This is a genomic window from Paenibacillus sp. NRS-1782, assembly GCF_050467685.1.
GTDB classification, from domain to species: domain Bacteria; phylum Bacillota; class Bacilli; order Paenibacillales; family Paenibacillaceae; genus Paenibacillus; species Paenibacillus terrae_A.
This window is the reverse complement of record NZ_JBITPH010000014.1, coordinates 137,626-157,344: the sequence shown is the minus strand read 5'-3', so window position 1 is coordinate 157,344 and position 19,719 is coordinate 137,626. Positions and strand designations below refer to the sequence as shown.

Here is a 19,719-nt window from a genome sequence, read left to right as displayed (position 1 = left end):
TCGGAAAGCCCGCTTTCTCGCCATTTTTGACGCGGCGAAAAAAGGCTTGGTACGCCTTATCCAACCGCTCAACGACATTTTGAAGGACTTGGGAATGGACGTTTTTGAGTTCAGGTATGTACCGTTTGCTCGTAAGCAGCGATTCGTTCGGCGAGCAAACGATTATAGAGGAGACGGCAACGTTCCAGCGCGAAATGAATGTACCCTTGCTCCTCTTTGGTTGGATATAGACGGAATTTATAGGTTCTCTGCATTAGCCGTCTCCTTTCTTTTGATTTTCGATGTATTTCTTTATGGCTTGTTCGGAGATAGGACCAATGGTTTCAATGAAAAAGCTGCTGTTCCAGAGGTGTCCACCCCATAATCTTTTTTTAATTGAGGGAACCTCAGAAATAGTTTTCTTGCAGAAATTCCATTCAACATTTTTACAATATAGGAAGGAGCTATTTGGGGGCGTGCTGATGCAAAAACATGAATTTGGTCTTTTTCGCCAACCTCCATCATGACTACTTCAAATTCTTTTTCTTGAGCAATTTCTTGGAACAGTTCTTTAAGGTAGGCTTCAATTTCTGCTGACAGTACAGATCGGCGTTACTTAACCGACCAAACGATGTGATAATTGACGTTGTAAACGTATGTTCTAGCGTACTTTATATTTTCTTTTGTCATACAGATAGTCTACCAGAACCAAGTTGATACTCAAATAGATACAATGATTTTGGAGTTACAGATAGTGAAGATGAAAGTCCGCTCGTCCTAAATAATAATAAAGGCCTTTTATAGTACAGTACGTCCACAACTAATTCAATATGTAACACTCCCTCGAAGTTGGACAGTTCTTAACATTAGAAAAGTGGCAAGCCTCCAAGGGGCTTGCCATTTAACGCTTCTCCAGAATTAAACCGCTGATGCGATTAAAATTCGTAGGTGGACAGCTTGATATCCTCTTTATTCAAGCTTTTCAATGGATAGGCTTGGCCATTCCAATAATTCAGGATATCAACAGGCTCATTAGCGCTATGTTCTTTTAGCATAAGAGATAATTCAGGCAACAAATTCGGAAGCTGGTAAGAGCTTGTTATAAAATGGTACTCTTCCGGATTTTCACATTCTTCAGCTCTGTAAAAAACAAAGTAGCCCTCCGTGTTGTCCCCGATGAGTACAATGTAACGAGCAAGAAAAATAATGTCACCATTGGAAAAGGGAATGGAATATGTCGCATTAGGAATTAAATCCGTTTCCACCCCTTCTATGCGCGCGGTAAGTTCACTGTTAAGAGCATCTATTCTTTCTAGTTGCTCGCTAATAAGGCGTTCATAGCATACCGGGACAAGCCCTCCTTTCCTAATCGTGGTGATCAGTTCATCAATAAATACTTTTTGAGACAAAACCCGATTACTCATCCTATTCATCTCCACATTCATTTAAATCACAACCCTCTTACTCATTTTCAAGATGCTTCATATTTATGTAAATTAAAATCTTATGTCATAGAAATGCTCTCTTGTTCAACTTATGGATTGCAGCCATCATCATGAATGGGTACGGTTAACCCGATTAATCAACTACCAAATATTTTTGTGATTGCATTCACAACTCTCTCCATTTGAAATGGTTTAACAATAAAATCCTTTGCACCTGCCTGAAATGCTTTGATAATCGCTTCTTGCTGACCCAAAGCAGAGCACATTAAAATTTTAGCCTCGGGATCCAGCCTTATAATCTTTTCAACAGCCTCAAGTCCATTCATCTTGGGCATATTGATATCCATGGTGATTAAATCTGGACGAAGGTTCGAGTATTTCAAAACAGCATCATACCCATTTTCCGCCTCCGCAATAACAGAGTGACCCAAATCCAAAAAAATATCCTTAAGTACAGATCTCATAAATAAAGAATCGTCGACGACTATAATGGTTGCCAAGGTAATCTCTCCTGTCGTTTTATATATCGTACTTCTTCATTCAGATGCTGACTGCTGAACAAAATGCCTATCCAAGTTTCAATATCGGTGAAATAATAACTGAAGTTAATAGAAAAAATCTGTAAAAATAAAAACGCTACCATTGGATTACAAACGGAATTTCAAACTAGATACTATTGAATTAGTTTTCAAAACAGATTTTCATAATGACGTAAATTATTCCTGTAAAGTAAAGATCACAAAGTACTAGGTATCCACTGGAACCTTAGCACTATATAAGCTGGACTTAGAAGTGACCTATCGTGCCATTCCGCCTACTCCGTTTTCATGTGAATTTATGAACCCGTTTTGGTTGACAATTTCTATTTCTTTAGGATTTCTAACTTTGGAATATGTAGCCTATATTATAATGTTTCAAATTCAAAACCCCCTATCATACCATGCATTACATCACAAGTAAGCCAATCTAATGCATTTTTACTCAATAGCTTCATAACAATTTCTTGTATCTTTACAGGTATGTCTCCTGTTACACAAGATGCTAATTGAATAGATGCAGTGCTACGATCCTCCACGTAAAAACGATGCAAACCCGTTTGATAAATTCTCTCCACTCTTGCCAAATGAACAGCACCAGTTAGAACATACACAGCATATCCTGGCTTAATAAGATAAGCCTCACTCGTTTCATAATCAAGTTCTTCCTCTTCCCATACATGAACAATCACAATCTTCTCAAGCATAGCAATGTCTGACATGTTCTTCTCCTCTTTTCTTAAAAAATTTTATTTAACCAGATCAAAACTTAGCCTATAACCGAGCAAATGTAATTAGCAATTCCTTTTGTTAAAAAGATTTTTTATAAATATTATGATTATTTCATAATGCTTACTAACAGGGTAAAATAATTAATAAGAGGTGATTATTTTTGGCGATAAGCATAAAGTTAGAAGAAACATTGGTCAAAGCAGGAATCACAAAAAATGCCTTGGCTCGCGAAGCAAAAGTTCGACCGAACTTAATTTACGACATGTGCGATGGTAAGACAAAACGCATAGATTTGGAAACATTAAGTCATATTCTCGACACATTAGAAGAACTTACAGGTCAGAGACATAACCTGAGCGATGTTCTGGAATATATCCCACGCAACGCAAAAAGCGATCTCTCTTCTGTCTAATGGAGAGATCGCTTTTTATGGTCTACGTAATAGAGATAACTGCTTATAGCAATAAGTAAATATAATAATAAAGTTGTAAAATACGATTTTACTAAGGCGGTGGCGATGGGAAGCACCATCCAGATGCGTAGTGGCACGATAGATAACTTTTGAATTCAGCTTATACAGACATAAAAAAACTGACACTGGAGTCGTTCCAATGTCAGTTTACAGTCTTATTCATTCAGGGCCTTTTTCAAAGCCTCCAGGTTGTTTTTCATAACGCCAAGGTAGTCGAGGTTCTTCTGCTTGTCTTCATCCGTCAGCCCTTCGAGTGGGTTCAGTACATCGGTTTTTGCACCGATTTCAGTAGCTACGGTCTCAGCGACCTTTGGATCAACAAGGGTTTCAAAGAAAATGGTTTTCACATTGTTTTCTTTAGCAAATTTGATAATGCCCGCCAGCTTGTCTGGTGTAGGCTCTTGCTCCGGAGATAGTCCGGAAATCGCCACTTGGGTCAGGCCGTATTGCTTAGCCAGGTAACCAAAAGCCGTATGCTGGGTAATAAAGTCTTTGCGTTTTACATCTTTCAGACCTGTTTTAAACTCGATATCCAGCTCTTTCAATTTAGCGATGTACGCATCAGCATTTTTTTCATAATCTGCTTTGTTCGCAGAATCTGCAGAGATAAGACCCGCTTTAATGGACTCTACTTCCTTTTGGGCCAATACCGGATCAAGCCATACGTGAGGGTCCAGCACATGATCGTGACTGTGACCTTCCTCAGCGTGCGCTTCTCCTTCTTCCTCAGCAGTACCTTCCATCAGGTTCAGCCCTTTGCTTGCTTCGACCACAACACGCTTGTCGCTAGACGCACTGCTCAAAGCCTGCTCTGCCCAGCCTTCGACAATACCATTATATACAAAAACGTCGGCATCCTTCACCTGTGCCATATCTTTGGCGCTTGGCTCCCAGTCATGCGGCTCCGCACCAGCAGGAATCAGCGCGGTTACATCAGCATGATCTCCAGCGACCTGCTTTGTAAACTCATACATCGGATAAAAAGTGGTAACCACTTTCAGCTTTTTGCCGCTGTCCGTCGTTTGTGCCTGATTCGGCTCGGTTTGGGGAGTGTTGGTAGCTGTATGATCAGATTTGGCTCCGCAGCCGGACAAAATAAGTGCCAGCCCCGCAGACAATACGAATGATTTTTTGAACCATGTATTCATGCTCATAACTCCTTTATTGTTTGGTTTTTAAGAATACGAACTGTTTCATTCACTGGCGTGCTGCATTCTTCTGCCGGGAGGCCTGCTGTTTACCCAGTTTGCGGACCAGCTTTTGAATACCGGTTCCCACGATCAGGAATAATAACAGCACCATGGCAATCGTCCCCCCTGGGGGTGTACTCAGTTCATACGACGCCGTTAAACCCGAAAATACCCCGGTCAATGCAGTCACCATAGATATCCAGATGGCTGCGGAAAAGCTCGGTGCAATTCGAATGGCCAATGCCGCCGGTAGCACAATCAGTGAGGAGACAAGCAACACACCGACAATCGGCATTGCAGCGGCTACAATCATCCCTGTCAAAATGCTAAACGCAAATGAAATAGATTTGACAGGAAGGCCATTTGTCTTCGCCGTTTCTTCATCAAAGGTAATCTGATACAAAGGACGCCGGAATACGAAAAAGAAAATACCCCCGATCACAGCCACTGCGATCATCAACATCAGCTCTGTCTGATTGACCGCCACCACTGAACCGAACAAATAAGCAGAAAAGCCTTTATTAATACTCTGATTCAGATTCATTAGAATCACAGCCGTCGACAGGCCACCTACCATAATAATGGCCACAGAAATCTCGCTGTACGTTTTATAAGACCTGCGGACGTATTCAACGATAATCGCTCCGATTATAGCTACAATAAAACCGGTTATTGTCGGATTAATGCCCAAATAGGCACCCGCTGCCACCCCTGCCAGTGATACATGCGATAGCATGTCCGCCATCAGAGCCTGACGCCGCAGCATCAGGTACACTCCAAGCACCGAGGCCAGCAGTGCAATTACCCCACCGGCACAAAATGCCCGCTGCATGAAGTCGTAGTGCAGCATTTCCATCCGCCATCTTCCTTCCTCTCAAGTTCAATAATACGATCCAGATAATGTTGCACTTCCGATAGTCCATGGGTAACCATGACTACGGTTCTTCCATATTCCTTAACCTGCTGATTCATCAGATCGTAGAAGTGATGGCGGCTTTCCTGATCCATACCGGTCGTAGGCTCATCCAAAATGAGCAAATCCGATTCCTGAGCGAGCGCTCGTGCCACACAGATGCGCTGCTTCTGTCCACCGGACAGCTCGCCGATTTTACGATGACGCAAATCCCACATGCCTACCTGACGAAGCGCCTGCTCTGTCAGATCATGATCCTCAGGCCGCATGCGGCGCAACCAGGAGCCATGAGTATATCTTCCTGAACGGACAAATTCCAGGATGGTACTTGGAAATCCGCCATTAAAAGCAGCAATTTGCTGCGATACGAATCCAACAACAAGCTTCTTTCCCTCACCTGTGCGGTCGGACATAAACACCTTGCCCTTCCAAGGTTGAAGCAAACCGAGCAACAATTTGAGCATTGTCGATTTGGAAGCCCCATTTGGCCCGGTAATGGCCACAAATTCGCCAGAAAAAATTTCAACATTGGCATCCACCAGGTTAGGAACATCCCCGTAGCCAAATGTAACTTGTTCCAGTGAGGCTAATAACATGACGCAAATCTCCCTTTCCTTTAAAAAGCCTGGAGCCATCTGAGCGACATACCTCCGCGCAGATTCTCCAGGTCGTTTATTCTCATTAAACCATCTACCGTAATTATTACGATTAGATAATAAAAAAATAAGCGTTTGATAAACGTAACCTTTACGCATTAGCAAGTTTAACAGTTTAGGAAAGGTTCGTCAATGTTTTGTAGATCTTTTACTCGTTTACTTTACTTTGTCCCGTTACAGGCTGAAAGCCAAGGTTTTCAGCGCAATCGGCGCACGCACACCTTCAGTCGCTACGGACAGAGACAGCTCTGCAAATCGTTTGTTTTTGAACGCTTCCACACCAGCCAGAGCGGGCTTGCTCAGCAGCAGCTTCTCTTTATCCACCAGCGATGTATCTCCATAGTCCAGAATGACAATGACGTCAGCATTGCACTTCACAATATGTCCAATATTTAGTATGTCCTGTTATACGTCTTCTAATATGTGTACGGTTCTCCGGCTGCTTCCAGCTTTCTCAACCGTTCTTCAATCTCGGAAGCAGAGAAATTTTCGCCCATGACGACGGCTACATCATTCACTGGCTTTTGCGGGCGAATCGGAATGATTTCCAACTCCCGGTAGGCAAACTGGAACATCATCTGACCCTCTGATTCCAGAAAACGTACAATTCCTTTGGCTCGGTAAATTTCAGCTGGCAAACTGCGAAACAACTGTTCAAACTCGGAGCGTGGCACAGGTTGCCCAAAGAAGTGCGTGTGAACAACTACATGGTCGTAGGAATGATAATGCTCCCCATGTTCGTGATGACTATGCTGGTGGTCATAATGGTGATCATTCCCGCTATCGGCTATGGACTCCTTTTGCCGCGAAACGTGCATACGTTCCTCTCCTTGAAGGGAGAAAAAGATACCCGCGTCCACGTCGCTTGTTTGCGTACTCACCGTCAGTGCGTATGGATTTATTTCTTTTACGAGTGCCTGTACCTTCTGTAGCTCGCCCGCAGCCAACAAATCGGTCTTGTTAATAATCAGCTTGGAAGCGCATCGAAGCTGATCCTGCATTAAGCGATACGACTTGTTTCTCTCGTGACCCGAGGCAAAATCCAGAAATTGACGCGCATCCACCACCGTAATGACGGATTGTAAAATCATTGAGGAATAGATGGAGGCATCTGTCACCGCATCTACAATTTCCATCGGATTAGCCACTCCGGTACATTCTACGATAATCACGTCCGGCTTATATTCCTCAGCAAGATTCATCAGCTCCACGCCCAAATCTCCGCGAATGGTACAGCATATGCAGCCACTAAGCATTTCCTTCATGGGAGCCTGGCCGTTCACCAAACTGCCGTCCAAATTAACATCGCCCAACTCATTCATCAAAATAGCCGGCTTGAGTCCCTGCCCTTTATAGTAAGCCAGCGCATGCTGAAGAAGAGTTGTTTTACCGCTGCCCAAAAATCCGGATAAAACAACAATCGGTATCATAAAATCCTCCTTGTCTTTACAACGTTTTAATAAGGATCGTACCGTAAAAAATTCCTTCTTGCAATCGTTTGTCGAATTTTAATCGTTATATTTACGAATTAATACAGCTCATTGTCCAATTAAAGAACACAATTATATAGATGACCACGCTTGAACTTGTCCATAAAGGAGTACTCCAGACGCTACCAGCGGGCATGTTTGTCCCATGACAGGCATAGGTTGTAGATAAGAACCCTTATTTCCAAGGAGCCGTGGAATGAAAACCAGTACGCTGTTGAAGATGCTACCTTTTTTGATTCCGTTTGCCTTTCTCATCCCTGTGCTTGTTACGCTATCTCCCAGATGGCTTCGTTCGTTAGATATGAGTCAACTGCAACCGTTAAAAACGGTATTTATGGGCATCTTTCTGGAAGCTGTCCCGTTTCTCCTTATCGGTGTACTCGTCTCATCCCTTTTACAATGGCTCGTACCGGAAACATGGATTCGCAAAATAGCGCCTGCACATCCTGTGCCGGGTGTCCTGCTGGCCTCTTTGCTGGGTCTGCTGTTTCCCATCTGTGAATGCGGCATGATCCCTGTCGTTCGCCAATTGATGCTCAAAGGAATGCCTGCCTATATGGGCATCACCTTTATTTTAAGCGGGCCGATTATCAATCCCGTGGTGCTGGCTGCGACGATGATGGCCTTCCCTTCCCATCCTGAGGTCACTGCCGTTCGAATGGGGCTGGCCTTTGTCGTTTCCGCGATCATTGGGCTGGTCGTGTATGCCTTTGTGCGTGTGCATCCGCTCAAACGGTCGTTGCTCTCTTTTAACCAGCCAAAGCAGAACAACCAAACTCATCGCCACAATCGCACATGGCGGGGCTTTTTTGTACATGCTGGCGACGAATTTTTGGACATGAGCAAATATCTCATTATCGGCGCGTTGCTGACAGCCTCCATCCAGACCTTCATCCCACGTGATGAAATGCTTTCGTTAAGCAGTGGAACAGCTGGCTCGTACGCCTTTATGATGGGCTTTGCCTACGTACTGTCCCTGTGTTCCACCTCCGATGCCTTTGTGGCTACTGCTTTTTCGCATACCTTTACACTGGGTCCGCTGGCATCCTTTCTTGTACTCGGTCCGATGCTGGATTTCAAGGGCACGCTCATGCTGCTAAGCACCTTCCGCACCAAATTTGTCGCCGTTCTGTGCTTGCTCATTGTTTCGCTTGTTCTGGTGGGCTCTATAGCTGCTGAATGGTTATTGGGGAGGTGAATACGAACGTGAATTCAACCTTTAGCATCCGCTGGCAGTATGGCATGCGCTCCTTCTTCATGATTGGATTGGCTGTGTATATCATCACCTTGAGCCGCTCGAATTCCCTTCATTACTATCTGGCTCCGCAAATGCAAAAGCTGCTCCTGCTCTGCCCTGTGCCCCTGCTGTTTATCGCTCTGGCCATGGCATGGCACGGCATAGCCGGGGAGCGAGCAGATGAGGATTTATGTGATTGCGAGCATCCGTTACCGCAAAGCTGGTTCAAAAAAACGCTTGTATACGGAATGCTGCTCATTCCGCTGCTATTCGGGTCGCTGCTGCCCGATCAGGCGCTTGGCAGTGATATGGCGGCCAAAAAAGGCATGTCCTTCACGTATCCCAACCCGGAGATCCGGCGCAAAACAGATATACAGACCACGAAAGCACAGGCCTCCTCTATTTTATCGACCGCCTTTCCCCCGCCAGCTTTACCCCTTCCAGGGGGAACATGGAGTCAGGAAACGCTGGATCAGCTGTTCGTTTCGCCTGATAAGTACAACGTAGAATTTGCCGAGCTGGCGAAACGTCTATATCAGCAGCCGATCATACAAATCAAACCGGAGATTTTTTCCGAAACCATTGGAGCCATCGAATTGTATAAGCACGCTTTTGAAGGAAAAAAGGTGCAGGTGACTGGCTTTGTCTACAAAGACGGCAGCCTGCCGGGCAAAGGTCTTTTTGCGGTGGGAAGGTTCCTTGTCATGTGCTGTACTGCCGATGCCATGCCATTCGGAATCATCGTCCAATCCAAGAAGGTCCCGTCCTTTGACAAGGATACGTGGGTGACCATTGAGGGCACATTACATGCCACAGAGAAAGGCAATACCCCCGTACTCGAAATTCGATCCGAGAAAATAACCACTGTGGCACAGCCGGAATCCCCTTATGTTTATACCCAGGCAGATTCGGTAGCCACCTTTGATCGCTTGAATGCAACACACTAACCCTAACAAGGAGGAATAATGATGAACAAGGTTCCTGTGATATTAATCAGCGGTTTTCTTGGCAGCGGCAAAACGACACTGCTTCTGCGCTTGCTGGCCCATACCCGCCAACTTCCGCTCCGTCCCGCTGTATTAATGAACGAAATGGGTGAATACGATGTAGACGGTGCCATTATTTCTGAAGAAATGCCCGACGTATCGGTGGAAGGACTGCTGGAGGGCTGCATTTGTTGCAGCAAAAAAAGTGAGCTGGCAGGCGCTCTGGACACCTTACTCAGTCAGGAGCCGGATCTGATCTTTATGGAAACCACAGGGGTAGCCAACCCTGAGCAAGTGCTGGAAGAGCTTCACTCCCCGTTGCTGGCGGATCGACTTTATCTGGTTCACAGCATCAGTGTTGTGGACGCTAAGCTTTTTCATGAATACAACAGCCGCTTCACCGCTGACAAAGAGCTGGTTCGGACCCTGCACGGGCAACTTCGCACCGCAGACTTCATTGTGGTGAACAAGACAGATGCGGCAAGTAGCCGTGAAGTGACGAAGGTCGTCAAGAGCATCCGCAAGCTCAACGATACGGCCAAGCTGCAAACCGCTGAGTATAGTCAAGTTGACCTTGAACCACTGCTGGAGCCTGTACTGGCCTCTGTATCCGTTACCACAAAACCTGTACAGGTATCTCAACCCACGCCAGCAGCACAGGCGCAACGAACCGATGCAGCCGCATCGGACGACCCTACTTCCGCCAAAAGTATCGGACGAACCGGCAGTATCTCCAGAAGTACGGCATTCAAAGTCATTTCTGCGCACAGTCATAGCCACATCAGCGACCCCAACCAACCCCATTCGTTTTCCCGTCTGGAGAGCTTAACGCTGCATCAATATTCTCCACAGCCGCTGGAAAAGCAACGATTGGAAAGCTTCCTGACCGGGCTTGGTTCCTCGCTGCTTCGGGCGAAAGGCTATTGCGTGCTTCCACACGAAGGTACAATGCTTTTGCAATATTCTGGAAGTCATTTGGAGTGGCAGCCCACCGCATTCCCCGTGAGTCAGGGGTACGTCACGCTCATTGGGGAGCATCTGGACAAAGCATCCATTACCGAACAATGGGAGCAGTGCTTCATTTCGCTTTAACAGACAAATCTGGTTTGATATAAAAAAGAACCCTCCACTTCTGTCGGAGGGTTCACTCATTAAGGCTTCTTGCGCAATTGATCCGTACAACGGTCACAATAACCATAAATCTCATCCAAAACACCAATATCCACTAAGAGTCTTCAATTTCGATTGTGTAAAATGATTTGTTGTTCTCATTTGCGTATGTATCTATCTGTAGATAATAAAAAAAAGCGATGTTCACGAATTATTTGTATCATCCGTGAACATAACGCTCGTCTTGTTCTATAGGTTATATTTTTTGTTAAAGCGATCCACACGTCCACCGATATCCACGTTTCTTTGTTTACCAGTGAAGAACGGGTGAGAAGCGGAGCTAGTATCTACACGGATAACCGGGTAGGTGTTGCCATCTTCCCATTCCATCGTTTCCTGGGAATACTTAGTGGAAGCACTCAAGAAAGAGAATCCACAGCTAGGGTCCAAAAAGATAACTTTGTTCAATGTTGGATGAAGATCTTTTTTCATATTATTCACCTAAGCTTTCATATTATTTTATGGGTTCAAACTCAAACGTACTGGCGCAATACTCCATCAGTTGGCAAAAGGAACGGTTATGTCCCAGAAAAAAAGACGATAGATCGTAACGGTTGCGCTCAGGTTCGTAAACGACAAGCAAACGATGCCGCATATATCGCATCGCCCATTGCATGAACGCCCCGGATCTTTCGTCAGCCTTCATCGTTATATAAGCATATAGTGAATGGTCCTCCGGCTCGTCCCAAATGCTGACACCAGCACAGGAGAACTCGGTTGCCACGTGCTTTCGATTCAAAAGGCAAAGCGTACTATGCAACTCCACATCTATCGTACAGCCATGAAAAAAAGCTATTCGCTTAGGCGTAAGCTTTATCTTTGGACGCTCTATCCACTGGACTAATTCAAGTTTTCGCTGGTTCCATAACGCAGGCTTTTGCAAACTTAACACGATTTCTTCATCATGAAGTGGAGAGACCATGCCATGGCTCCTTTCATGAAGCCCTATATTCATTAGATTTCAGGCTTCGTTCAGGACGCAAAACAATTCAGGCTGCTATGTAGCAAACCTACATTATCTAGTTTCACGATGGATCGTATACTTTTTCAGACGCGGAGAGTATTTTTTCATTTCAAGACGCTCCGGATGATTTCTTTTGTTCTTGGTTGTTGTATAGTTGCGGTCACCAGATTCGGTGCATGCCAAGGTAACAATTACGCGCATTTCTCTTCCTCCTTAAATGGAATACATGGTATACAATTACAATAGTAATTTTTACGATTAGTTTTATTCTATAATTCATATTGCTCTTTGTCAACCTTTGGCTGACGGTTTATCGCTTCTTCTACTGTATTCCAGCGATTACGGTACTGTGCCAGCTTCGGATGAAGTTCTAATGGCTCGTTCGAAAGCACCAATCTGACGTTTCTGATCCATTCATCGAACGACGCATAGGATGCACACAAATTTGCAGTTTCAGGACTCATATACAGAAAAAGCGGGCGAGTATATTTTTCCGCCAGAAAACGGATTGCTGCTTCAATCGGCGTATACTTTTTGCGTTTACCTTCCCAGCTCTCAATTACGACAGCACTCAAAGCCTGCTCCCGCTGCCACTCCCCAAGGTCGTCCACCCTCTTGTAATACGAGCGAACCGGCTGCTTCCACATTCTTCTGACTGTTTCCTCATGTAAAGGGTACAGTACCAGCTTTTTAAAGGATAACGCAGCTCCCGTTTCAGCAAAAATCTCCAGCTCTCCAGCTGTAATCTGCTCAAACGTATCATAATAGATCATAGTCCCTTTATGCGTCTCGACTGGAGGCTCATAGCCATAGGGTACATATTGAAGGTTTCTTGTCATGCCGGACACTCCATCCTTCCGTAGATGAACTTTTCCTTCTATATTATACCCTTGTTTTGGCATGAGTTTGCATAAAATGTTTATCCTTGCTGGGCAGCAGTCGTATTGCGGCGTGGGCCCCGGCGAAACTGCAAGGCGTAAAGTCCCATGGTCGCGAGCGCAATCAGCGCAAGAACCGTAAATATATTGCTAAAATTGAACACCTGCACGTTGGATACGACAGGATTCAGGTGAAAGGTAGACGAGGTATCTAGCGTTTTACCCAAAATACTGGTCGTCACTGCACCGGAAATAAAATTCAGCAAAGACAGCAGGCCCATTCCAACACCAATCTGATCCGTCGACAAGGTACGGGAAATCGTGTTAGACATGGCAATCTGCATAAAGGTTTGACCTACATTGCCGAAAATGAGCAAAAATAAAATGAGATACGGAGACGCGCCCACAAAGGTAGACAAGCTGATAAAGCAGATAAACATAAGCGTAACTGCCGTATAGACTAGAAATGAATTTCCTTTGCTATCGGCCAAACGCCCACCGCTTTTACCAAGCAAAGCCGACGCAATGGCAGCCGGAAACATAATCAATCCAATTGTTGCAGGCGTAAGCTGATTGAGACTGTTCAGAAACTGCGGAGCCAGGTACGGCAGCCCAAAGCTAACCCCTGCTCCCAAGAAGGCTATAAACAATCCGTAAGAATATTGCTTGTTGCGGAACAGCTTGGGCTGAATGAATGGCTCTTTAGCGGTAGTGATCCGCCATATAAACAGAGCAAACAGCACCATACCGACCAGAAAAAATATAATATTGCTTTGCGAAATGGAAAGCAGTAAGAAGGCTACCGTTCCGCCCAGCAGCAATCCACCGAGAAAATCAAATTTCTGATTCTCTCCACGCTGGTTGTCCAAATATTTGCGAAAGAATGGCAAGGCGATAAGCGGCAGCATGGAAATAACGAACAGAAAACGCCAGCTTGCAAAGCCTGTAATCAAACCGGAAATAATCGGAGCCAGCGCCGTACCCAGTGCCAATCCGATTGCAGTAATGCCCAAGGCGCGTCCTCTTTTTTCAGCAGAGAAATAACGGACAGGAATGATCATAGCTGTCGCTGGAATAACAGCAGCCCCTGCGGCCTGAAGCAGACGGGCTACAATCAGCATCCAAAATTGATTGGCCAACAGACCAATAAGTGAACCTAACGCAAAAAAGATAATCCCAAACGTCAGTAAATCCTTGAGACGGTATTTATCCGCCAGCTTTCCATAAGTCACGGAGCCAACCGCATACACAATCATATAGCCGGTCAGCAGCCAGCTCACATCGGAAGCACTAATATGAAACTCCTCGCGAATCACAGGCATGACTACATTAAACATAAAGGCGTTCATCACTGAAAAAACAAGTGTGAAGGCCAACACACGCATAAGCTTATCCGCATTGGGATAAGTTTGTTCTTTTATCATCCGGTCTCTTCCCTCTCCTGTAAAATCTTATCTATGCTGCAAGAAGTCAGCTTTTGAGTACCCCTATCCGGGCATATCCGTTCAAACGCGGGCGTTCGCAGGGCGGTAATTGTGAAGTGTTTTTTTCAACAGACCCCGAAGAGTCTCTGACTCCCCCACAGATAAGATTACGCCTACCGAGCTTTTAATCTGCTCAACTGTATGCTCAGCTACCTTGTGAATTTTCAAGCCTTCCTCAGTCAAATAAATCTGCTTCATACGCGCATCTTGAGGGTGACTTTTGCGTACTGCCCAGTTTTTCTTAACGATCCCGTTCATCAGGCTGGTGACGCTTGATTTATCAATAAGCAGCAGCTTTTCCAAATCCGTAGTGGTCACTCCAGGCGACATTTCCAGTATATAAAGCGTCTGCGATTGCGGGGAGGTAAGCCCCAAAGGAAGCAAGGCCGTCTCAATCTCGCGGCGGACTGTTGTAAAAATCCATTTAATTAAATATATCGTGCTCTCTTCCTCCCAGGGGAGACAAACGGGATATACTCCACTTCCCATGTCGTTACTAACCTCCACAATCATTGAATTTTAATGGTTTGAATTCCAACTAATCTTAAACAGTCGCCTATCTAGTGTCAATACTTTCGGAAAATTAAAAGTGATTACAGTAAAAGACGAGCCCTGTAAGGAAGCCCGTCTTTTACTTCATTTCTATTTCATTTTGCTTGTACATGAAAAAACATTTAGTCAGCGGTTTTCACTTGAACCAGCGGGTACTCTTCTCTATCCACCGTAACTGTACTAGCATCGTCTAACTCCAGTCGTTGCCAAATGGTCAGCAGTGTGCGATAAGGATACTGCTTCAGGTCATACTCGGTTGGCGCGTCAGAGTCGGTTCCGGTTCCATCGGTTGCTGTGCCCGATTGGCCTGTCACCGTTCCGGCCTGATCAGCGCTGTTTCTGCTGGATGTACCCCCAACTGTTGAGCCAGTAGCCCCCCCTGCTGTCGTGCTTCCTGTAGTGGCACTGCCGGTTTTCGCGTCACCGGACTGACCAGTGTTAGCTTTACTGGCTGCTTCCTTGTCGTTCTGTTCAGCAAGCGTAAAATTTTCGTATGAATACTCCTGTTGATCCGCACCGACAATGACGAGCTTTTTAGGCTTAAACGCCGCCTGCTCCGCCGATGTTTGAAAAGCAAACAGCAGCTTGACCATTTTCGTAGTCGCCTTGGTATTGGGCACATGAGTCACAATCGCCGTAGGCTCTTCCTTTACGGGTACTGTAGGCTCCACTACAGGCGGCTGCACTGGCTTGGGTGTAGTGACAGGTGCTGGCGTGGTTTCCGAGCCGATTACCCCCGCTGCTTGCAGGCCGCCTAGCGTGCCTGCAATGACGACAAGCACGATCCCGGAAATCACCCCACCCTTGCGAAAGCGACGAAGCGTTTTGACTAAAGGTGTATCCGTCTCACGCCTTGCTGTCATATAGAAATTTTTAAAAACAGGCTTGGCAGGCTCAAAATATTCACGCCATAGCGTTTTTTTATGTAGCCCTTCGCGTCCTTCCTTCTGTAAGAACAAAAGCAACGCGCGTCGATAGGCGGGTTCAAAACCGCCCCGTGGCGTAGCAAATTCGGCATGTCCCTCCGACCAGCGGATAAAACGATACATCGTATCGTTATCCTTCGCCCATTTGCGAATCGAGCTAACCAGACGGGCAAAATCCAGTATTCCTTCACCCGTGCCATCGGAACGATAGAAGGCGGGCAGCAGACGGGCAAAATGACCCTCCGCAAGCTGCTGGGGCAGCCAGCTGTAAGCCCAGTCCTGCACCTTTTCCACTTCGCCCGGCTCTAGGCCCTCCAGTACTGACGGTTCAGGGTTCTCCGTGCTAAACCAATCGTAGGCCGCAATCAAGCGCACCGCCTGTCCCTTGAGCGGGGCTTGCAGTTTCCCAACCCACTGCACCAAATCAGGACGTGTCAAGAACGGAATCTGTACGACCTGATCAGGTGAGATTTCCTTTAGCTCCACTTCTGTAAGCAAATACCGATCCGACGCTTCTTTCAAGCGTTCCGTTAACCCGGATTGCTCCAGTGGAGAGAGTTGGCCCCCCGTAGAGCTACTTTCCCATTGTTGCAACCGTTGATGAATAGCAGCCACAGCCTCTACCGGCTTTCTTTCGGCACGCAGTTTGCCCATCAATGCGGACTCAGCTAAAAGCTGAAAATCGGCATTCGCCGATACTTCAATATATCGACTGCCCCATTCATGCACGACAGCCAGCAACCCCTTCACATCCGGTGTTCTTTTCATCTGGCTATCCATGTAAGGAATAAACAGCAGCTTTGTGAGCGCCGGATTACCCAGCACCTTCGTAAAATACGACTTGCCCAATGAAGGATTTTCTTCAATCGTATGATAAATATAAGTGACAGCTTCCGTATTTCTGGCGGTATAGGCGTTATTCAGCGAGCGGATTAAATATTCCACCAACCGATTCTCGCTGCTACGCGCGTGAACTTTATAGTAATCCTTGAAGCAGTCAACCAGACCCACATCAGGAATATATCCATCCTTCACCCGATCAAATTCATGATCAAAAAACGACAGAAATAAGTCATTTAGCCGCATTTTACGTGGCAACGCATCGGGAGAAGATAAATAGTCGGTTAAGCTTCTCAGTACGGAAATGCGCCGTTCGTTATATAACCCGCGTTCTTCCTGTTCTATTCTATACAGTGTAATGAGCTCGTGATAGCTGGATAGCGTCAGGTCACGCCCTGCCTCCATGCCAGCCAGCATTTGCTCCGCAAATTTGAAAAAATCGTCTGGCGTCTCGCCATTCAACAACGTACGGGTAATCCAGTCAAAATACGGCTGTCTCACCTGCTCTGCATCCACATTGAGTACCCGACCACTGTTCGTCAGGTCAAATACAAAATCCTTTTCCACATTCCGATCCCCGGGACGCAAACTGAAAGGCTCAACAAACATCAAATGAATGCCTTTTCTGCTGTGTGGCTCCTTCGCATATGTAAGAAATCCGAGCCTGTTGCGAAATGCATAAGGCAGCGCCGCATACAACACACCCAGCAGCAGCTTGGCTGAAGATGCCACCGCTTCTACTGGAACGTTCAGTGCTACATATACCTTTTTACGGCCAGTAGCCGACATCATGACTGCATATAGAAGCTGCTTGAACATTTCTTCACCGAGCTGCAATTGAGACAGCACCCCAGACGGATCAACAGATGGAAATACGCTCCCACCCGGCAGACGCTCCAATTCCGGCAATTCCGTTCCTTGCTCAATATCGTAAGTATCGACAAAAGATGTGTTCAGCCACTGCTTGTAATCAGACGGAGATTCACCCTGCCCGGCTGAAATCACATAATTGTGCGTAAAAAAGGCGCTCCGCAGCCCGGTAAAATCCGCTGCCTTGTAGATACTGCGTCCCAGCACCACATCCCCTGACTCCGTCCGTACCAGATGCATGGCTTCCGGGTAGACGCTCTCCTGCTTCTCACCACGCGCTGTTAAAGCAGCAGGCGCATCATACACACACAAGGGATGCAGCACCTTTTTAATAAAGGTAGTGTCCAGCCCCTTGGAATTGGCCACCGTATCGAAGCCTTCCGTTGAACGGAAAATACCACGCCGTTCCCGTGTGTACATCTGCTGCTGTATCAAATGAGAGGTAGAATTACTCACTGTGATTCTCTCCCCTCAATGTACTTCAGCTTGTAAAGCAGCCAAATGAAGGGCTCATCCACACGGATCGGACTAACCAACCCTTGCAGCTTTTGATCTACCGGATTGCTGCCCAAGGCGGAAACCGCAAAATAGGCCGTATCTGTAAAATACACATCCATCGTGCCCTTGAACGGCTTATCGACCTTTTCAATGAACCGTCGAACTTCGCCATCAATATTAGCAAACTCATCCAAATCCATATACTTCCGGTGCTCCATTGGATTAAAAATATTGCTGTTCGTCTTGATGTACGTGCCTTCTTCATCTGCCAGCGCAGTGAGCATGTCGCTTTTGGTCAGGACAATGGCGGTTGGAATGTCCGTCTTCCCTTTTTCCTGATATGCGATAAAATCACCGAACATCGTAAGTACGACATCACGCGGCTCATCATATTGCGAAACAAACTCGCCCGGCTTGTCGCCGATGTTGATCTTGATACGCTCCCGAATAGAGCGGATTTGCAGCGGATCAACCATAAACAAAATGCCCGCCGAGTTTTTAATATGCTGTCCGTGTAAACCCAGATAGTCCTGATCGACCATCCCCTCACCGGCGACATCAAAGAACACCAGCGTCAGTGGCGGCTTTTCCTCATCCTTAAACACAAACTGGAAGATAAAAGGCTCCTGCATCTTTTCTTTCTGTGTAGAGGTCAGCAGATCCCCTCGCTCAAACAACGGTTCCTCATACATCGTACGGAACTTGCGGCTGATCTCCGCATTGAGCGGCATGCAAGCCGCATCAAAATGATCGGCTGTAACATGCTGCAACGTATGAATCAGGGAGGTCATATAGACAGATTTCCCCGCCTGCGAAGCTCCAATAATCGAAATGATATTACTCGGCACCTTGCCAGCGGTCACTGGCAGCTCATTATGACAATGTGGACATAATCTGCGACGTGTCAGCTCGCCGTAGCGATCCGTCAGACCTGACAGTACATGATCCGAGTACAAACGATGCTCCTCAGGAACATCAAGGGGGTGAAGAATGGCCTCCATATCATGCACACTGTCCAAACCAAAGCGCTCCCGGTATTTGTTCAGCAGCTCATCCTCGCCCAAAGCATAATCCTCGTCATCCTCACGGTGATGAGAAGCACGGAATACAACTTCCTCCGGGGAAAACTTACTAAAGCAATAAGGGCACACAATATCATAAAATAACGGCCTTGGTGCTGCCTGCGGCTTTCTTCTGAATAAATTGCTAAGAAAACTCATCGGTTGCGGCCTCCTTTCATTCAGGGACTAATTCATATACCGTGCCATATTTCTGGCCGTCCGTAAAAAACAGCCGCACAAATTCATCTCCGCCCACTTCGACAGCGGGCAACACATTCCGTCCCGCGACAAACGGTGCCGTAAACGGGTACAAGGTTCCGTCTTCCTGGTCTGCCGGATAGCCACCACGCTTTTTCACATAGCAAAGCGCCTCCTGCGGAACAGGAACTTCAGCCGTCACCTGAATCTGCACCGTTTTGCGGCTGCGAAACCAGCCTTTTTTGTGGTGGACCGCATATCTGATTTTAGCTTTACCCGTGCTCAGCTCCAGTCGGTTAGCTCCATCCTGCTGACGGATTACAAAAGTATCTCCGTCCTCCCGTACAGCCGGATACACGGTATACCGAACGCGTCCAATGCCATCAATCCGGTCACGGTAGCTGCCAGCAGCCTTGTATTCCTCACGTGTGAAGAGCTTAAGGCTTGAAAAAGCCGGCAACGCTTCGGCGTCTTCTTGCCCGTTCACACCCGGATCGGCTAATTGTTTCGCAATATATACCACGGCGATTCCTTCTGGCCACTGCCAGCGAAGCACAACCCGGTTGTCGTCAATTTTGTGGCTCAGCTCCGAAATAGCAGGATCACCGGGCTGTGCATCCCTATACTGCATTAGCTCCAGCC

The 19,719-nt window shown here is 46.4% G+C and carries 22 protein-coding genes and 1 pseudogene; 4 read left to right on the top strand and 19 right to left on the bottom strand.

Annotation, left to right across the window (positions count from 1 at the left end):
• Nucleotides 1–110: 110 nt before the first annotated feature.
• From ACIFQM_RS05765 to ACIFQM_RS05745, 5 genes are all read right to left on the bottom strand, one after another.
• The gene (locus ACIFQM_RS05765) at nucleotides 111–254 is read right to left on the bottom strand and encodes a helix-turn-helix domain-containing protein (protein WP_430065124.1); all 144 of its coding nucleotides are present in this window, start codon (nucleotides 252–254) and stop codon (nucleotides 111–113) included.
• Nucleotides 255–291: 37 nt separating this feature from the next.
• Nucleotides 292–579, bottom strand: a complete 288-nt coding sequence (locus tag ACIFQM_RS05760) for a transposase (RefSeq protein WP_430046442.1) — start codon at nucleotides 577–579, stop codon at nucleotides 292–294.
• A gap of 335 nt (nucleotides 580–914) precedes the next feature.
• Nucleotides 915–1,403 (bottom strand): hypothetical protein, encoded by a 489-nt coding sequence (locus ACIFQM_RS05755; RefSeq protein ID WP_430039337.1) that lies wholly within the window; start codon nucleotides 1,401–1,403, stop codon nucleotides 915–917.
• A 158-nt stretch (nucleotides 1,404–1,561) separates the two neighbouring features.
• Complete coding sequence (locus ACIFQM_RS05750) at nucleotides 1,562–1,924, bottom strand: response regulator (protein WP_430039146.1); 363 nt, start codon at nucleotides 1,922–1,924, stop codon at nucleotides 1,562–1,564.
• Between the two features lie 404 nt (nucleotides 1,925–2,328).
• Nucleotides 2,329–2,682, bottom strand: coding sequence for a hypothetical protein (locus ACIFQM_RS05745; RefSeq protein ID WP_430039148.1), 354 nt, complete (start codon nucleotides 2,680–2,682; stop codon nucleotides 2,329–2,331).
• A 170-nt stretch (nucleotides 2,683–2,852) separates the two neighbouring features.
• Between ACIFQM_RS05745 and ACIFQM_RS05740 the strand changes: the two genes are divergently transcribed.
• Nucleotides 2,853–3,104: a helix-turn-helix domain-containing protein gene (locus tag ACIFQM_RS05740; RefSeq protein ID WP_430039150.1), complete on the top strand. Its 252-nt coding sequence runs from the start codon at nucleotides 2,853–2,855 to the stop codon at nucleotides 3,102–3,104.
• A gap of 215 nt (nucleotides 3,105–3,319) precedes the next feature.
• Here the strand turns inward: ACIFQM_RS05740 and ACIFQM_RS05735 are convergent, their stop codons facing one another.
• From ACIFQM_RS05735 to ACIFQM_RS05715, 5 genes and pseudogenes are all read right to left on the bottom strand, one after another.
• Nucleotides 3,320–4,312, bottom strand: a complete 993-nt coding sequence (locus tag ACIFQM_RS05735; protein WP_430048074.1) for a metal ABC transporter substrate-binding protein — start codon at nucleotides 4,310–4,312, stop codon at nucleotides 3,320–3,322.
• A 49-nt stretch (nucleotides 4,313–4,361) separates the two neighbouring features.
• Nucleotides 4,362–5,210, bottom strand: a complete 849-nt coding sequence (locus ACIFQM_RS05730) for a metal ABC transporter permease (protein WP_430065122.1) — start codon at nucleotides 5,208–5,210, stop codon at nucleotides 4,362–4,364.
• Nucleotides 5,156–5,863 (bottom strand): metal ABC transporter ATP-binding protein, encoded by a 708-nt coding sequence (locus tag ACIFQM_RS05725; protein ID WP_025685519.1) that lies wholly within the window; start codon nucleotides 5,861–5,863, stop codon nucleotides 5,156–5,158. Before ACIFQM_RS05725 ends, ACIFQM_RS05730 begins: the two co-directional genes overlap by 55 nt.
• A 234-nt stretch (nucleotides 5,864–6,097) precedes the next feature.
• Nucleotides 6,098–6,304, bottom strand: a pseudogene (locus ACIFQM_RS05720) (ABC transporter substrate-binding protein); the annotation flags it as partial.
• Nucleotides 6,305–6,339: 35 nt separating this feature from the next.
• Nucleotides 6,340–7,353: a CobW family GTP-binding protein gene (locus tag ACIFQM_RS05715; protein WP_430039156.1), complete on the bottom strand. Its 1,014-nt coding sequence runs from the start codon at nucleotides 7,351–7,353 to the stop codon at nucleotides 6,340–6,342.
• A 256-nt stretch (nucleotides 7,354–7,609) separates the two neighbouring features.
• Here ACIFQM_RS05715 and ACIFQM_RS05710 point away from each other — a divergent pair, with 256 nt between their 5' ends.
• The 3 genes from ACIFQM_RS05710 to ACIFQM_RS05700 are packed head-to-tail and all read left to right on the top strand — an operon-like array spanning nucleotide 7,610 to nucleotide 10,728.
• A complete protein-coding gene (locus ACIFQM_RS05710; RefSeq protein WP_430039158.1) occupies nucleotides 7,610–8,611 on the top strand; it encodes a permease in 1,002 nt (333 codons plus the stop codon).
• A gap of 8 nt (nucleotides 8,612–8,619) precedes the next feature.
• A complete protein-coding gene (locus tag ACIFQM_RS05705) occupies nucleotides 8,620–9,597 on the top strand; it encodes a TIGR03943 family putative permease subunit (RefSeq protein ID WP_430039160.1) in 978 nt (325 codons plus the stop codon).
• An 18-nt stretch (nucleotides 9,598–9,615) separates the two neighbouring features.
• Nucleotides 9,616–10,728: a CobW family GTP-binding protein gene (locus ACIFQM_RS05700; protein WP_430039162.1), complete on the top strand. Its 1,113-nt coding sequence runs from the start codon at nucleotides 9,616–9,618 to the stop codon at nucleotides 10,726–10,728.
• 267 nt (nucleotides 10,729–10,995) lie between these two features.
• Here ACIFQM_RS05700 and ACIFQM_RS05695 read toward each other — a convergent pair whose 3' ends face one another.
• The 9 genes from ACIFQM_RS05695 to ACIFQM_RS05655 form a co-directional block, all read right to left on the bottom strand.
• On the bottom strand, nucleotides 10,996–11,238 hold the full coding sequence (locus ACIFQM_RS05695) for a type B 50S ribosomal protein L31 (protein ID WP_014281334.1): 243 nt from the start codon (nucleotides 11,236–11,238) through the stop codon (nucleotides 10,996–10,998).
• Between the two features lie 22 nt (nucleotides 11,239–11,260).
• Nucleotides 11,261–11,728: a hypothetical protein gene (locus tag ACIFQM_RS05690; protein WP_430048072.1), complete on the bottom strand. Its 468-nt coding sequence runs from the start codon at nucleotides 11,726–11,728 to the stop codon at nucleotides 11,261–11,263.
• Nucleotides 11,729–11,821: 93 nt separating this feature from the next.
• The gene (gene rpmG / locus ACIFQM_RS05685) at nucleotides 11,822–11,971 is read right to left on the bottom strand and encodes a 50S ribosomal protein L33 (RefSeq protein WP_007430271.1); all 150 of its coding nucleotides are present in this window, start codon (nucleotides 11,969–11,971) and stop codon (nucleotides 11,822–11,824) included.
• 68 nt (nucleotides 11,972–12,039) lie between these two features.
• Nucleotides 12,040–12,609, bottom strand: a complete 570-nt coding sequence (locus ACIFQM_RS05680) for a hypothetical protein (protein ID WP_430039166.1) — start codon at nucleotides 12,607–12,609, stop codon at nucleotides 12,040–12,042.
• 80 nt (nucleotides 12,610–12,689) lie between these two features.
• Nucleotides 12,690–14,072 (bottom strand): MFS transporter, encoded by a 1,383-nt coding sequence (locus ACIFQM_RS05675; RefSeq protein ID WP_430039168.1) that lies wholly within the window; start codon nucleotides 14,070–14,072, stop codon nucleotides 12,690–12,692.
• Nucleotides 14,073–14,153: 81 nt separating this feature from the next.
• Nucleotides 14,154–14,621, bottom strand: coding sequence for a MarR family winged helix-turn-helix transcriptional regulator (locus ACIFQM_RS05670; protein ID WP_430039170.1), 468 nt, complete (start codon nucleotides 14,619–14,621; stop codon nucleotides 14,154–14,156).
• A gap of 185 nt (nucleotides 14,622–14,806) precedes the next feature.
• Nucleotides 14,807–17,776 (bottom strand): hypothetical protein, encoded by a 2,970-nt coding sequence (locus ACIFQM_RS05665; RefSeq protein ID WP_430039172.1) that lies wholly within the window; start codon nucleotides 17,774–17,776, stop codon nucleotides 14,807–14,809.
• Nucleotides 17,773–19,038 (bottom strand): TRAFAC clade GTPase domain-containing protein, encoded by a 1,266-nt coding sequence (locus ACIFQM_RS05660; RefSeq protein WP_430039174.1) that lies wholly within the window; start codon nucleotides 19,036–19,038, stop codon nucleotides 17,773–17,775. The genes ACIFQM_RS05665 and ACIFQM_RS05660 overlap by 4 nt, the downstream gene beginning before the upstream one ends.
• A gap of 16 nt (nucleotides 19,039–19,054) precedes the next feature.
• Nucleotides 19,055–19,708, bottom strand: coding sequence for a beta-mannanase (locus tag ACIFQM_RS05655; protein ID WP_430039176.1), 654 nt, complete (start codon nucleotides 19,706–19,708; stop codon nucleotides 19,055–19,057).
• Nucleotides 19,709–19,719 lie beyond the last annotated feature (11 nt).

What these genes read in the sequence shown, in the direction of transcription:
- ACIFQM_RS05670 (WP_430039170.1), bottom strand. Translation starts at nt 14,621, where the DNA reads ATGGGAAGTGGAGTATATCCCGTTTGTCTCCCCTGGGAGGAAGAGAGC.
- ACIFQM_RS05765 (WP_430065124.1), bottom strand. Translation starts at nt 254, where the DNA reads ATGCAGAGAACCTATAAATTCCGTCTATATCCAACCAAAGAGGAGCAA.
- ACIFQM_RS05730 (WP_430065122.1), bottom strand. Translation starts at nt 5,210, where the DNA reads ATGGAAATGCTGCACTACGACTTCATGCAGCGGGCATTTTGTGCCGGT.
- ACIFQM_RS05755 (WP_430039337.1), bottom strand. Translation starts at nt 1,403, where the DNA reads ATGAGTAATCGGGTTTTGTCTCAAAAAGTATTTATTGATGAACTGATC.
- ACIFQM_RS05700 (WP_430039162.1), top strand. Translation starts at nt 9,616, where the DNA reads ATGATGAACAAGGTTCCTGTGATATTAATCAGCGGTTTTCTTGGCAGC.
- ACIFQM_RS05710 (WP_430039158.1), top strand. Translation starts at nt 7,610, where the DNA reads ATGAAAACCAGTACGCTGTTGAAGATGCTACCTTTTTTGATTCCGTTT.
- ACIFQM_RS05735 (WP_430048074.1), bottom strand. Translation starts at nt 4,312, where the DNA reads ATGAATACATGGTTCAAAAAATCATTCGTATTGTCTGCGGGGCTGGCA.
- ACIFQM_RS05695 (WP_014281334.1), bottom strand. Translation starts at nt 11,238, where the DNA reads ATGAAAAAAGATCTTCATCCAACATTGAACAAAGTTATCTTTTTGGAC.
- ACIFQM_RS05655 (WP_430039176.1), bottom strand. Translation starts at nt 19,708, where the DNA reads ATGCAGTATAGGGATGCACAGCCCGGTGATCCTGCTATTTCGGAGCTG.
- ACIFQM_RS05680 (WP_430039166.1), bottom strand. Translation starts at nt 12,609, where the DNA reads ATGACAAGAAACCTTCAATATGTACCCTATGGCTATGAGCCTCCAGTC.
- ACIFQM_RS05725 (WP_025685519.1), bottom strand. Translation starts at nt 5,863, where the DNA reads ATGTTATTAGCCTCACTGGAACAAGTTACATTTGGCTACGGGGATGTT.
- ACIFQM_RS05745 (WP_430039148.1), bottom strand. Translation starts at nt 2,682, where the DNA reads ATGTCAGACATTGCTATGCTTGAGAAGATTGTGATTGTTCATGTATGG.
- ACIFQM_RS05660 (WP_430039174.1), bottom strand. Translation starts at nt 19,038, where the DNA reads ATGAGTTTTCTTAGCAATTTATTCAGAAGAAAGCCGCAGGCAGCACCA.
- ACIFQM_RS05715 (WP_430039156.1), bottom strand. Translation starts at nt 7,353, where the DNA reads ATGATACCGATTGTTGTTTTATCCGGATTTTTGGGCAGCGGTAAAACA.
- ACIFQM_RS05690 (WP_430048072.1), bottom strand. Translation starts at nt 11,728, where the DNA reads ATGGTCTCTCCACTTCATGATGAAGAAATCGTGTTAAGTTTGCAAAAG.
- rpmG (WP_007430271.1), bottom strand. Translation starts at nt 11,971, where the DNA reads ATGCGCGTAATTGTTACCTTGGCATGCACCGAATCTGGTGACCGCAAC.
- ACIFQM_RS05675 (WP_430039168.1), bottom strand. Translation starts at nt 14,072, where the DNA reads ATGATAAAAGAACAAACTTATCCCAATGCGGATAAGCTTATGCGTGTG.